The organism is Sodalis sp. RH14 (assembly GCF_047324285.1).
Classification (GTDB): domain Bacteria; phylum Pseudomonadota; class Gammaproteobacteria; order Enterobacterales; family Enterobacteriaceae; genus Acerihabitans.
In genome coordinates this window covers 1,519,575-1,533,023 of sequence record NZ_CP178739.1, presented here as the reverse complement: position 1 = coordinate 1,533,023, position 13,449 = coordinate 1,519,575, and the positions used below count along the sequence as shown (strand labels likewise).

The 13,449-nt window shown below is 60.1% G+C and carries 10 protein-coding genes; 1 reads left to right on the top strand and 9 read right to left on the bottom strand.

Annotated elements, in window-relative coordinates; genetic code table 11:
• Window positions 1-109 precede the first annotated feature (109 nt).
• From mukB to cmoM, 4 genes are read right to left on the bottom strand one after another with little or no spacing between them, the layout of a single operon-like run.
• On the bottom strand, window positions 110-4,564 hold the full coding sequence (gene mukB, locus ACL2XQ_RS06805) for a chromosome partition protein MukB (RefSeq protein WP_413728734.1): 4,455 nt from the start codon (window positions 4,562-4,564) through the stop codon (window positions 110-112).
• Window positions 4,561-5,292 (bottom strand): chromosome partition protein MukE, encoded by a 732-nt coding sequence (mukE, locus tag ACL2XQ_RS06800; RefSeq protein WP_410015893.1) that lies wholly within the window; start codon window positions 5,290-5,292, stop codon window positions 4,561-4,563. The genes mukB and mukE overlap by 4 nt, the downstream gene beginning before the upstream one ends.
• A complete protein-coding gene (mukF, locus tag ACL2XQ_RS06795; RefSeq protein WP_410015894.1) occupies window positions 5,273-6,595 on the bottom strand; it encodes a chromosome partition protein MukF in 1,323 nt (440 codons plus the stop codon). Before mukF ends, mukE begins: the two co-directional genes overlap by 20 nt.
• A complete protein-coding gene (gene cmoM, locus ACL2XQ_RS06790) occupies window positions 6,592-7,377 on the bottom strand; it encodes a tRNA uridine 5-oxyacetic acid(34) methyltransferase CmoM (protein WP_413740171.1) in 786 nt (261 codons plus the stop codon). Before cmoM ends, mukF begins: the two co-directional genes overlap by 4 nt.
• Before the next feature lie 153 nt (window positions 7,378-7,530).
• Between cmoM and elyC the strand changes: the two genes are divergently transcribed.
• Window positions 7,531-8,310, top strand: coding sequence for an envelope biogenesis factor ElyC (elyC, locus tag ACL2XQ_RS06785; protein ID WP_413731108.1), 780 nt, complete (start codon window positions 7,531-7,533; stop codon window positions 8,308-8,310).
• Between the two features lie 65 nt (window positions 8,311-8,375).
• Here elyC and ACL2XQ_RS06780 read toward each other — a convergent pair whose 3' ends face one another.
• The 5 genes from ACL2XQ_RS06780 to msbA form a co-directional block, all read right to left on the bottom strand.
• On the bottom strand, window positions 8,376-9,269 hold the full coding sequence (locus ACL2XQ_RS06780) for a YcbJ family phosphotransferase (RefSeq protein ID WP_410015897.1): 894 nt from the start codon (window positions 9,267-9,269) through the stop codon (window positions 8,376-8,378).
• A 109-nt stretch (window positions 9,270-9,378) separates the two neighbouring features.
• A complete protein-coding gene (kdsB, locus tag ACL2XQ_RS06775) occupies window positions 9,379-10,134 on the bottom strand; it encodes a 3-deoxy-manno-octulosonate cytidylyltransferase (RefSeq protein ID WP_410015898.1) in 756 nt (251 codons plus the stop codon).
• Window positions 10,131-10,313 (bottom strand): Trm112 family protein, encoded by a 183-nt coding sequence (locus ACL2XQ_RS06770; RefSeq protein ID WP_162365646.1) that lies wholly within the window; start codon window positions 10,311-10,313, stop codon window positions 10,131-10,133. Before ACL2XQ_RS06770 ends, kdsB begins: the two co-directional genes overlap by 4 nt.
• Before the next feature lie 388 nt (window positions 10,314-10,701).
• The gene (lpxK, locus tag ACL2XQ_RS06765) at window positions 10,702-11,697 is read right to left on the bottom strand and encodes a tetraacyldisaccharide 4'-kinase (RefSeq protein WP_413740170.1); all 996 of its coding nucleotides are present in this window, start codon (window positions 11,695-11,697) and stop codon (window positions 10,702-10,704) included.
• On the bottom strand, window positions 11,690-13,441 hold the full coding sequence (gene msbA, locus ACL2XQ_RS06760; RefSeq protein ID WP_410015900.1) for a lipid A ABC transporter ATP-binding protein/permease MsbA: 1,752 nt from the start codon (window positions 13,439-13,441) through the stop codon (window positions 11,690-11,692). The genes lpxK and msbA overlap by 8 nt, the downstream gene beginning before the upstream one ends.
• Between the last annotated feature and the right edge of the window lie 8 nt (window positions 13,442-13,449).

Genomic DNA, 13,449 nt, shown 5'->3' with positions numbered 1-13,449 from the left:
GGGTCGAATCGGGCGTGCTTTTCCCGCCCGACCGAGCGCCCCATGGCACGGTAGGCCCGCTAACGCTGAACTTAAAGCAGGCGTGTTACAGGGAGAGCTGGCCAGCACCTCAGGAGGTTTCCTGCGCCGCAACGACCGCCGGCACCGGCGGAATATCCCCGCCAAACCCACGCAAGCCCACCACATGCACATGTTCCTGATTATTGAATACCTTACGTACCAGTTTATACGTGGTGCCTTTTTCCGGGCTGATATTTTCCGGCGCGGCGATAATCAGCTGCATCTGCAACCGGTCGCACAGCTCAAACAGCGTGGCGATGGATTTAGCGTCAAGACGCGCCGCCTCATCAAGGAATAACAGGCGGCAGGGGGAAATATCCTTACCGCGCAGGCGGCTGGACTCTTCTTCCCAACTCTGCACCACCATCACCAGGATCGACATACCGGTACCGATGGCCTCGCCGGTGGACAGCGCCCCGCTCTCCGCGCGCAGCCAGCCGTCGGCGCCGCGGTTGACCTCCACTTCCATTTCCAGATAGTTGCGGTAGTCCAGCAATTCCTCGCCGATGGTCTGCGGCGTGCGCTGCCCCATATCGATATGCGGATTCAAACGCTGATACAACTTCGCCAGCGCCTCGGAGAAAGTCAGCCGGTTGCTGCTGAACAAATCCTGATGCTGCTCCTGCTGCTCGCTCAGCACATCAAGCAGCGTGGCGTGGGCTTCGCGCACGTTCACATTCAGCCGCACGCTCTTCACCTGGCCGAAGCTGACCGCCTGCAATCCCTGGTTGAGCATGCGGATGCGGTTCTGCTCGCGCTGGATGGTTTTGCGAATAATGTTCGATACGCTCTTGGAACTGATGGCCAGTTTCTGTTCGCGGGCCGTCAATTCCTCGGTCAACCGGCTCAGTTCAATTTCCATTTGTTCAATGGCGTCGACCGGATCGTCGGTACGGATGATATCCTGGCGGATACGTTCGCGCAGATGCTGGTAAACCGCGATAAAAAACTGGATTTTCCGCTCCGGCCGTTTGGGATCTTCCGACAGCCGCAGCACATCGCGCAGATGCTCGTTATCCGCCACCGCCAGGCGCAGGGCGCCCAACGCCTTGTCGGACATGGAGCGCAGTTCTTCCGCCTCCAGGTAGGCCAGTTCGCGCCGGTGCAGCCGGCGTTCGACGCCGTTATCCCGCACCAGGCGCATAACCGCGCACCAACCGGCCTTGGCGGTCACCACCTGCTCGCGCATCTGATGATAATCGCGCTCCAGCTTGGTCAGTTTTTTGCGCAGGGCGTCCATCTCCGTTTCACAGAAGGTCAGCTGTTTCTCCAACTGGTTGCGCCGGCTGCGGTTCTGGCTCAGGGCGGCGTGCAATTGATCGCGGCGCTCCTTGGCGCGGGCTTCGGCGCTGGCATCGGCCTGTACGCCGATATCCTGCAGTTCCTGCGTCAGCTCGGCAAACATATCCCGTTTGGCGTCGTAGGCGCTTTTCAGCGAGGCCAGCACCTGGTTTAGCTGGGTCAACTGCGCCTGATGCTGGCGCAAGGCGTCGCGCGCCCGGCTGCGCTCGGCCTCCGCCTGCTCCAGGCGCTGGCGCAGCTTGTCGTTCAGATCCGAGTTTTCCGTCAGCATGCCGGCGGAATCGGAATAGCTGAAATGGGCGCGGCGCTGCACCACCTCGGTCAGGGCGAACGCCTGCTGCTTAGCCTGGCGCTGCGCCTGCTGCGCCTGCTGGTAATCCGCCTGCAGCTGCTCGTGCTGCTCGGGGTCGCTTTGCAATACCGCAAGCAGCGGCTCCAGCTGATCCAGCGCATCGCGGTGGCGCTGCAAATAACGCACCGCGTCCTGGGCGTCTTCCCACTCTTCGCGCACGGTGTCGAGACGATCGGCCAGCGTCTCGTCGCCCAGCAGGCTGATGCGCGGGATCAGTCGGTTCAACAGGCCAAGCCCCTCGCGCGCCTGTTCATATTGCTGGCGCTGCTGCTGGTTCTGGCCCTCATGATCGCTGAGCAGGCGTTCCAGCTCGCCGCGCCGGCCACCCAGGCGGCGGATCTCGGCCTCGGGATCGTCTTCAAACGCCACCGCCAGATGGGTGCCGACAAAACGACCGAACGCCTGGTGCAAACGCTGGATTTTCTGCACGTCAAACGACAGGGTGGCGTACCGTTCCGCCAGCGCGTCGCGCTCTTCGTTAAGGATTTCCAGGCGTTTCTCGCGCGCCGCCCGGCCGAACAGCGGCACCGCCGGAAAACGGGAATACCGCCACTGGCGATCGGCCACCTTCACCAGGACCGCCCTTTCCAGCTCCTCGATACCGAATACGCTATCGTCGAACGACTGCGGGTCACCCTCGATCAGGTAGAGATCGTCGGGACATTCGTCCAGGCCGTCAAGCTGATCGCGGATGCGCGACAGGTCGGGAACCACGATAGCGTGGCGCGAGGGTCCATACAGCGCGGAGAAATAAGGCGCGTCGTCAAAGGTGACATCATCATAGATTTCCGATAACAGCACGCCGCCAAAACGTTCCGCCAGGGTGGCCAGACGCGGATCCTCGCCGCCCCCCGGATGGCTTAGCCGCTCGATCTGGTCTTCAAGCGCGCGTTTGCGCCCCGCCACCTCGTCGCGCTCCACGGTGGTTTCGCGCTCGCGCTCCAGCAGTTGCTGCATATATTCGGTGACGTGCGAGCCGTTCTCAAGCCGCTCGCCGCTTTGTTCCTCAAGCGCGGTCAACGCATCCTGCGCCGCCAGCCAGGCCGGCGCGCGTTGCGTCAGCAACTGCAGCCGCTGCAGGATCTGATCGAGCTCCTGGCGTAATGCCATACGCCGCTCCCCCGCCTCGGATACGCTGAGCGACAGGGTTTCCACCCGCGCTTCCAGCTCCTGCTGCGCCGCTTCCAGCTCGTCCGGCTGGTAATCGGCGCCGATACGTTTACCGAATTCCGTCAGCAGGCGCTGGGCTTCCTGCTGCTCGCGCAGACGCTGCTCCAGTTCATCAAGCTGGCTGCGCAACGGCTGCAGCCGCTCGGCCTGATGCGTGAGCGACGCCGCATCGCGCAGCAGCTCGCGGGCGGTTTGCCAGGCTTCGCTCCTCGCCACCTGCCCGGCGATTTGCGTCACCAGTTTAAAGGCATGTTCGAACTGGCCGTGCGCCGCCTGGGCCACGCTCAGTTTTTGTTCCAGCCCGAGCAGAACGTCGGTGGCTTCCTGCTCCCGCGCCTGGAAGACGTCAAGCTCCCGCTCGGCGTCCACGGCGCTAAGTCCGGGCAGGCCGCAAAGTTCGCGGGCGCGGTCCAGCGCCTGCAACGCCTGTTGATACTGGATGGCGCGCGTTTGCTGCACGTCCAGCGCCTGCTGGTAATCCGCCAGTTGGCTTTTCAGCTCATCGACTTCCAGTTCGGCGGCCTCAGCGCGCGCCTCATGGTCCTGATGCAGGTCCTGGGCCTCGGCCACCACCTCGTTTTGCTCTTCCAGCCGGAAGGTCAGCTCGTCGATATCATCACGATAGCGGCTGATTTTATCCTGCTGGCGCATGGCGGTCTGCACCAGGTTTAAATGGTCGCTGGCCGCCTGGTAGTCGGTTTCCAGATCCGATTCGCTGCCGGTGGTTTCTTCCAGTTCGCGCGCCATGTCCACATGGCGGTATTGTTCCACTGCCAGCGATTTGCGGCTGCCGAGCAGATCGCGCCGCAGGCTCAGCGCCTGGTCAAGATGGATGCGCCGCTCGTTGGCATGACGCATGTAGTCGGCCGCCACGTAGGATGTGGCTTGCGAAATCAGGTGCTTAAACAGGTCGCGATCGGACTGGGTAACGCGTATCGCTTCAAGCGTCATGCGGTTTTCGCGCAGCGCCGCTTCCATATCCTGGAACGCTTTGCGCACCCCGCCGTTCTCCGGCAACAGATAGTCGCGCAGCGAGCGGGTGATGGCGCTGGAGATACCGCCGTACAGCGAGGCTTCAATCAGGCGGTAATATTTGCTGCGATCGGCGGCCGAGCGCAGACGGCGCGGAATAACGCCTAAATCAAACATTTGGGCGTGATAGTCGGTAATGGAATTGAACACCTTGAACTGTACGCCTTCGGTTTCCTCCACCCGCTCCTTGAGTTCCTGCAGGCTCAAGACCCGCGCCTGGCGATCCCCTACCGCCTGGGTCAGGATTTCCGTAGGCATAACCGCGACCGGCAGCCCCTGGATCATAAAGGGTTTGATATCGACTTTGCGATCGCGCCCGGCGATTTGCTGCAACCGTACGCCCACCAGCACCCGCTGATGGCGGGAGTTGATCACATCCAGCGCGGCGTAGCAGACGCCGGCGCGCAGCTTGCCGTGCAGCCCCTTGTCGCGGGAACCGCTGGTGGCGCCGGCTTCGGTGGTATTACGGAAATGGAGCAGCGTCAGGTCCGGGATCAGGGCGGTGATAAAAGCCGCCATGGTGGTGGACTTGCCCGCGCCGTTGCCGCCGGACAGGGTGGTCACCAACCCGTCCAAATCAAAGGTACGGGCGAAAAAACCGTTCCAGTTAACCAATGTCAGTGAGCGAAATTTACCACGTTCAATCATGCCAGTTCATCCTCGGCGCTTTCCGACGATCCGTCATTAAGATTGCCATTGTCGTCGTCCTGCTCGTCATTTAGCGATAAGGCCTGTTCAATGGGCATCGCCTCCCCGTCGCGGATCATGCGCAGCTGCGCCTCGCGCGCGTCATCGCCGCTGCGTACATCGGCGCCGAAGCGAAACACCGACTCGGTAATGCGAAATTTCGAGGCGTCGTTGCCCATAAACCACACCATGCCCAGACGGCGCAGGCGGTTAAGCGACGTGCGCACCTTTTCCTGCAGCTTCTGCCGGTCGAGATCGGAGCCGGTGGAACGCTGGTTAACAAGCTTAAGCAGTTTGTTTTCGTCCGCCAGACCAAGCAGTTCGTCGTAAAGCTCCTGCTGGGTAAAAATCCCTTCATGGGCCAGGCGCTCGGGGCTGAGATAGAGATAACACAGGATTTTACCCACCATCATATCCAGCTCGGACAGAACCGAGCGCGGAATCAGCGTGGTGGACCGCGGGCGCAGGTAAAAAAAGCCTTCCGGCGCGCGCACCAGTTCCACATTGTAGCGGCGGTAAAAGCTCTCGAGCTCCTCCTGGAAATCCATCAGGAACGCGTGGTTGTCCAACTCCTCGACGCCGATATGGCGGCCGGAGCGCAACAGACTGTCGAGAGCCGGAAACAGGGGATTCGACAGGGCTTTTGCCAGCTTGACCGGCATGGTTTCTTCAATACTTATCGATGACATGGGCCTGTACCTTAGCACCGTAATCGTTGATTGCCTGCCACTGCGGCGGTAATCCGGAAAAGTCTGATCCGGCGACACCCAGACGTACTGCCTGATCAACTAAAATACGCGCGACGTCGAAATGGCGCGCGCGCGGGAAACGGGCCAGGTAATCACGCATAACCTGGCCGAGATCCAGCGGCAGATGCTGCTGCGGGTACTGCGCCAGCGCCTGGTCGATCATGGCGGTCAGCTGCTCGCGGATCTCGTTGAATTCTTCATATTCCATGTCCGGCGGCAGTTCGCCGGTCACCTCTTCGCTGCGCAGCGCCAGTTCCTCGTCGCGCATGTCCAGCAGACGGTCGGCGTTGGCATAGGTCAGCGCCCAGGGATGGTCGAAATAGTTCTGTACCGACTGGCGCAGCCGCTGGGCGAAGACCCGGTTTTTATCCATATCGATGGCGGTGCGGATAAAACGGTGCACGTGGCGATCGTAGCCGATCCATAGATCTATCGCCTGCTGTCCCCAACTGGTAATCCGGTCCAGCTTGTTTTGCAGATCAAAGACCAGCTTGTCGAGAAAGGCCAGATGCTGATGGCCGAGGATCGTGTCCTGGATGCGCAGCAGGTTGGCCTGCAGCTTATCCCCCGCCGCCTCAAGGGTATCCTGGAGTTCCCGCAGGGTACCGGAGGTTTCCGACAGCAGCTGCTCGCAGCTGGCGATGGCGGCGCGCCAGTCCTGGTTGAGCAGCGCCGCGATGTCGTCCTTCACCGACTGCTGCTGTTCGTCCATGATGCGCTGGGTCATGTCGATGCTGTCGAAAATTTCCGCCACCGAATACTTCAGCGGGGCAAATACGTTGCGGTGCCAGTGGAACTCATCGCCGTCCTCTTCCGCCGCCTCGGCCGCACGCTGCAATTCCTGGGCGACAATGGAAAGCTGCACCGATAACCGCAGCGTGGAAAATTCACGCTGGCGAATATAGTAGTCGCTGATGCCGATACCCAGCGGCGTGAGGCGATAGATGGCGTTGCCGTCCGCCAGCTCGCTGACAAAGCGGTTGAGCAAGCGTTGGCGCACCAGATCGTTGATGGCGTTGTTGGCGCGCACCGCCACCGTTTCGTTGGTCTGCGCAAACCCCTGGCTGACGTGACGAAAGGCGTCCACCAGATCGACTTCGCTCATTTCACCGTCCATGCGTTCGCTGTTAAGCGTAGCGATGGCCAGCACAAACGCCAGCCGCTCGATGGGCAGCGAGAGCGAGAAGTCATTTTTCCGGGCCCAGGCGACCAGTTCCGGTACAGTCTGGGAAAATTCACTCATAATTCATCCTTCAGGGAGGGTTTATGCGCCATGACGTGGATGTAGCGCCCCATGCTGATAAAGGGTTCCTGCCGGCAATACCGTTGTTCCATCGCCAATAAGGCCGGAAAATCATCCTGTTGCTGCTGCTTGTTTTGCAGATAGTCATGAAACACCCGCACACCGCTTTTGCCGCTGAGCGTCATGCCCATGGCGGTCAGCCAGCCGAACACCTGTTCAGGATCGCAGGGATGGTCCGGCATCAGGGAGCGTTTTTTTCGTTTCGGCATCCCGGCGGCGACAAATTCAATATTGCCCAGGATCATATTACGCATGACCAGACCGTGCTTATTGTAAAACATTAATGACAGAGCGCCACCCGGCGCCAGGCAATCATACAGCCCTTGCAATAACGCGCGCGGCTCGCTTACCCATTCCAATACCGCATGCAACAATATCAGATCGGCCGGCCTTTCCAAATGGGGCGCGATATCCTGCGCGGCGCTTTGCACAAATTGCAGGCGATCCATCACAGACCGCTCCTGCGCCGCTTGCCGCGCCCGCTCAATCATGCCGGACGACAGATCGCACAGCAGCACCCGGTGCCCCAGGGCCGCCAGCTGGCAGGCCATACGGCCCTCGCCGCCGCCGGCATCGAGGATATACAGCGGGCGGGCGGGCAGCCGCGTCAGCAATCCTTCTAAATCCTGCCAGACCACCGCCTGGCGGATATGCCCTTTGGTGGTGCCGTAAATATTGCGCGCAAATTTTTCAGCAATATCGTCAAAATTGCGGTCCTGCATAATCAATGCTCCGGGCACGACGGACGGGAAAGGCGTTTTTACCATAAACCCGCCGTGAATTGACTATTTTGTCACAGGCTGACTTAGAATGAATCTTTATGGCGCCGGATTGCGCCTGGTTGACTACATTTCATCCAATTGGAGCGTTTTCCGATGCTTTTTGACCTTAAAAAAATCGTCGGCGGGTTATTGTTGCCGCTGCCGCTGCTGATTTTGCTCATGGGCGCCGGGCTATTACTGCTGTGGTTCACGCGCTGGCAGCGGACCGGTAAGGGTCTGGTGACCCTGGGCTGGTCGGTTTTATTGCTGCTGAGCCTGCAACCGGTGGCCGATAGCCTGCTGGCGCCGCTGGAGGCGGCATACCCCACCTATCACGGGCGCCAGCCGGGTATCGCCTACGTGGTGGTGCTGGGCGGCGGCTACACCTTTAATCCCTTATGGGCGCCCAGTTCCAACCTGATTAACAACAGCCTGCCGCGGGTGGCCGAAGGAATTCGTCTTTATCATGACCATCCCGGCGCCAAAATGGTATTTACCGGCGCGGCGGCGCCGGGCAATCCCGTCAGCAGCGCCGAAACGGCGGCAAGGGTGGCGCAAAGCCTTGGGGTGCCGGCGGGAGATATTATCGTGCTGGAGGCGCCGCGCGACACCCGCCAGGAAGCGGCAAGCGTAGCCGCCCTGGTGGGCAAGGCGCCGTTTTTGCTGGTCACGTCTGCCAACCATATGCCACGCGCCATGGGGTTTTTCCGGGCCCGGGGGCTGACCCCCATCCCTGCCCCGGCCAACCAGCTGGCGATCGACAGTCCGTTAAACCCGTGGGAAAAGGTGCTGCCGTCGCCCCTATGGCTGGGGCATGCCGACCGCGCCTGGTATGAAACCCTGGGACGCGCCTGGCAAAAAATAACCGGCGACAGCGACGCGCCGGCATCCTGATTGATGCCGCCGTACCGGGGCGATAGCGCCGCGCAAGGCGGGCGCTATCGCCGGCGCACGTCCGTTTAATCAAGCCAGGGGACGAGTTCGCGACCGGCCAGGTCGAATACCGCGCGGTCGAGCAACCCGGTGTGGATATAGCGCGCCGCCGCTTCCCAGATACCGTATAGCCAGCGCCGGTAGAGGAACGCCTCCGACACCGGCGCCTTGCTCAGGTAATGGTAGAGCAGCTCGTTCGCCATGCCGTCCTCGCACAGGCGGAACAAATCGTACTCGCGCGGCGCCCACAGCATGGTGCCGGGATTGAGCATGGCGAGCAGTTGATCGGTGCGCTGGTCCTTGAGCATGCTGCGCAGCGTGAGGTTGCCGTGCACCAGCACGCTGTTTTCCTGATAATCGGCAAACAGTTTTTCACGGCTCTGGCGGGTGCGGAACAACAGGTTGCGGTCTTCATAGGTCAGCAGCGGCGCGGAGACTTTCAGCAGCGTCGACCAAATCACTTCGATGCGTTGCGCATACCAGTTGGGCCAGGTATTTTCCTGCGTGCTGTCCACCGTGCCGACGTAGCCATGGCTGTCGATACGGTGCCAGGCCAGCATGCTTTCGACAATCTGATCTTTCAGCAGCTCCCAGCGCTGCGGCGTACGGGTTGGGGCTTCCGCCGAGACCCCGCGCAGGCGTTCCATCAGCAGCAGTTCCTTATACGGCGCCTGCTGGGTTACCACCAGCCCGTAGACCGTGGGCAACCGCACTTCGCCCTCGCGGGCCAGCATGGAAAGCTTGTACGCCTCCTGCTGTGCGATGCCTTGGCAGATATAGCTTTTTGCCAGCAATGAAAGCGGATGTCCTTCCTTATCATACATAGCATAAAGATGCGCATAAGGCTGTTCGCTGATCCGCTCCAGACGGCTCAGGGATTCCCCCAATACTGCGCTTAGCTCAGCTTTCAACTGTTCCATGACAGACTCAACCTTTATATAATGGACAAACGTGTGAATAACAAACACGGGCCATCATGCTGGCTTCACCGGCAAACTTCTTCGTTTCAGATCAAGATTTAGCGGAATATCAGCGGTTATGGCGCATCAGTTCGCGCACGCGCAGCAGCTCTTCCGGCGTATCGACGCCGATGCCCGGCACCTCTTTCGCCACCGCGACATGGATCTTTTCGCCATACCACAGTACCCGCAGTTGCTCGAGCATCTCAATCTGCTCCAGCTGGCTCGGTTGCCAGCCCACATAACGGCGGATAAAACCGGCGCGATAGCCATAGATGCCGATATGGCGCAAAAAGGTGTCGCCGATGGTCGCCCGGGAAACGGTGAAGCGTTCACGTTCCCAGGGAATGGCGGCGCGGGAAAAATACAGCGCGAAACCCTGGGCATCCATCACCACTTTGACCGCGTTCGGATTAAAGGCTTCCTCGGCGGTGGTGATGGGCACCGCAAGCGTGGCCATGCCCGCCTGGCAATGGGCCAGATTATCAGCCACCTGGCGGATAATGACCGGCGGGATGAGCGGCTCGTCGCCTTGCACATTGACGACGATCTGGTCATCGGGAAATTGATAGCGGTCGATCACTTCCGCCAAGCGTTCGGTACCGGAGTGATGATCGGGACGGGTCATGCAAACCTCGCCGCCGGCCTGGCGGACGGCATCCACCACGCCGGCGTGATCGGTCGCCACGATAACCCGGTCCGCGCCGGATTCCTGCGCGCGCTCCATGACATGCACCACCATCGGCTTGCCGTTAATATCCGCCAGGGGTTTGCCCGGCAGGCGGCTGGAGGCGAACCGCGCGGGAATGATAGCCACGAAACTCATTGATTTGTCTCGTCCAATGTCAGGGCGCGGGCCTCGCTCTCCAATAACACCGGTATACCGTCCCGGACCGGATAGGCCAGGGCATCCGATTTACAGATGAGTTCCTGTTTTTCTTTATTAAAATACAGCTTGCCGTTACATACCGGGCACGCCACGATTTCCAATAAACGGTGATCCATGTTTCCTCCAGCATACACACCCTGCGATGCGTCGATGGCCCAGAGAATAGCATAATGCGGCGGCGGGCGGGAATGGTTACGGCGATTAGCTGTAATTGACGTCACAACGATTGACGCAGGCTATTAACATTTTTGCAAAATAGGGTTGATCCAGGCACAGGAACGGCGTAATATTTTTTGTGAGCTACATCACACTTTAGACATTTAAGAGACAAACCTGCCATGAAAAAATTAAATAAAATAATTGCTTTGTTTGCTAATTTTAGCCGCTAAGCAAAAAATAACATCGCTCTCTCGGCCCGATCATCCCTGATGACCGGGCCGATTGTTTTTTCGCCGCCAAAAAAACGCCCCCTTATCAGCCCGCCCGGTTCCGGCGTGATTGACGCTAGCGCTTTTGCCGCCAGGCGATAATCGCCTGCTCAATAGGCGCCAGCAGCGCCTGCGCGTCCCGCTCCGGCAACTGGGCGCTTACCGGCAGATACCACCAGTTGGCCTGGGCGAAAGCGCGGCATTTCACCGCGTCTTTTTCCGTCATCAACAGCGTCTGGCGCGGCAAGGCCAGCGGCGCCAATTGCTCCAGGCGATAAGCCTGATGATCGCCGAAGGCAATTTCACCTTCGGTGACCACGCCAAGGGCGCGCAGGGTGGCGAAAAACCGCGGCGGATGCCCGATGCCCGCCATCGCCACGACCGAGCGCAGTTGCCCGGCAGGCCGGGTTTCACCGCTGGCCAAATTGACCGCGTCGCCCGGCACCAGGCGCATGGGAATCTCACCCGGTAATGCCTCGCCCCCGTTGACAATCACGGCGTCGACGCGTTTCAACCGGCCGGCCCGCTCGCGCATGGGGCCCGCCGGCAGCCACCAGCCGTTGCCAAAACGCCTGACGCCATCCACCACGACCCATTCGATGTCCCGCGCCAGCGCATAATGCTGCAGGCCGTCATCGGTGATAATCACATCCAGCGGCCGTCCGGCCAACAAGGCCGCCACCGCGTCCGCGCGCTTAGGCGCCACCGCCACCGCGGCGCCGGTGCGCTGGAAAATCAACACCGGCTCATCCCCCGCCTGTCGGCTGGTGGTATTGTCGTCCAGCAGCAGCGGGTAGCCGTCGGCCCGCCCGCCGTAGCCGCGGGATACCACGCCGACCCGCCAGCCGCGCCGCTGCAAATGCTCCACCAGCCACAACACCACGGGTGTTTTGCCGTTGCCGCCGGCGGTCAGGTTGCCCACCACCACCACCGGCACCGGGAAGCGGTAGGTTTTACGCCATCCCAGGCGATAGCCCAGCTTTATCAGCGCGCTGACCAGGCCGTATAGCCAGGATAACGGCAGCAGCAGCCAATACAGTTTCGACCCGCCGAACCAGATGCGATCAATCATTGCCGAACTGCATCCGGTGCAGTTGGGCATACGCGCCCTTCTGCGCCAGCAGGTCCTGATGCGAACCGCGCTCCACGATACGGCCGTTTTCCACCACCAGGATCTCATCGGCTTTTTCGATGGTCGACAGCCGATGGGCAATCACCAGCGAGGTGCGGTTTTTTTGCAGCGCGTCCAGCGCCTTCTGGATGGCGCGCTCCGATTCGGTGTCCAGCGCCGAGGTGGCCTCGTCAAGGATCAGGATCGGGCAATCACGCAGCAACGCGCGGGCAATGGCGATGCGCTGCCGCTGTCCGCCGGACAGCAGCACGCCGTTTTCACCGATGACCGTATCCAGGCCCTTATCCATTTTGGCGATAAAATCCATGGCGTACGCCATGCGGGCCGCATTCTCGATTTCCTCGCGCGAAAACCGGTCCTTGCGGGCATAGGCAATATTGTTGGCGATGGTATCGTTAAATAAATGCACATTTTGCGAGACCAGCGCCACCTGATCGCGCAGCGATGACAGCTTGTATTCCCGCAGGTCATGTCCGTCCAGCAACACCGCGCCCTCCTGGACATCGTAAAACCGCGTCAGGAGGTTGGCGATGGTGGATTTGCCGGATCCGGAACGCCCGACCAGCGCCACCGTTTTGCCCGCGGGGATGGTCAGGCTGATATGTTCAAGGGAGGGTGTTTCTTTGCCAGGGTAATAAAAAGTGACGTCGCGGAATTCAACATGGCCTTCGGCGCGTTCGATCTCCAGCGTACCCTCATCCTTCTCCTGCTCCATATCCAGGATGGCAAACAGGGTCTGGCAAGCGGCCATGCCCCGCTGGAACTGGGAATTAACGTTAGTGAGCGATTTCAGCGGGCGCATCAGCGCAATCATGGATGAGAACACCACGGTAATGGTGCCGGCGGTCAGGTTTTGCATCACGCTCGGGAAACTGGCGGCATACAGGACAAACGCCAGTGCCAGTGAGGCGATAAACTGGATCACCGGGTCGGAGACCGACGAGGCGGAAACCATTTTCATGCCCTGCTGGCGCATGCGGTTGCTGACATGGTTGAAACGTTCGTTCTCGACCTTTTGGCCGCCGAAAATCAATACTTCCTTATGGCCTTTCAGCATCTGCTCGGCGCTGGTGGTGACCTGCCCCATGGTGTTCTGCATATTTTTGCTGATATTGCGAAAGCGTTTCGACACCTGGCGGATGGCAATGGAAACAATGGGGGCGATAACCACCAGGATCAGCGACAGTTGCCAGCTGTAATAGAACATCATGATAAACAGGCCGATAATCGAGGCGGTTTCGCGGATAACGGTAATCAGCGCGCTGGATGACGAGGAGGCCACCTGTTCCGAATCATAGGTAATGCGCGACAGCAGGGTACCGGTGGATTGCTGATCGAAAAAGGACACGGGCATGCCCATCATATGGCTGAACAGCCGGCGGCGCATTTGCATCACGACTTTGCCGGATACCCAGGATACACAATAACTGGAAACAAAACCGGTTGAACCGCGCACCACCATCAGGCCGATAACGGCCAGCGGCATCCACACCAGGATGCTGTTGTCGCTTTTGCCGAACCCGTCGTCCAGCAACGGCTTGAGTAATGACAGCATCAGGGTATCGCTGGCGGCATTCAGTATCAGGGCGATGGCAGAGACTATCAGGCCCGCCTTAAAAGGGGAGATCATCGGCCATAGGCGACGGAACGTCTGCCAGGTGGAGAGATCTTTATCATTAAGCATGCATTTAA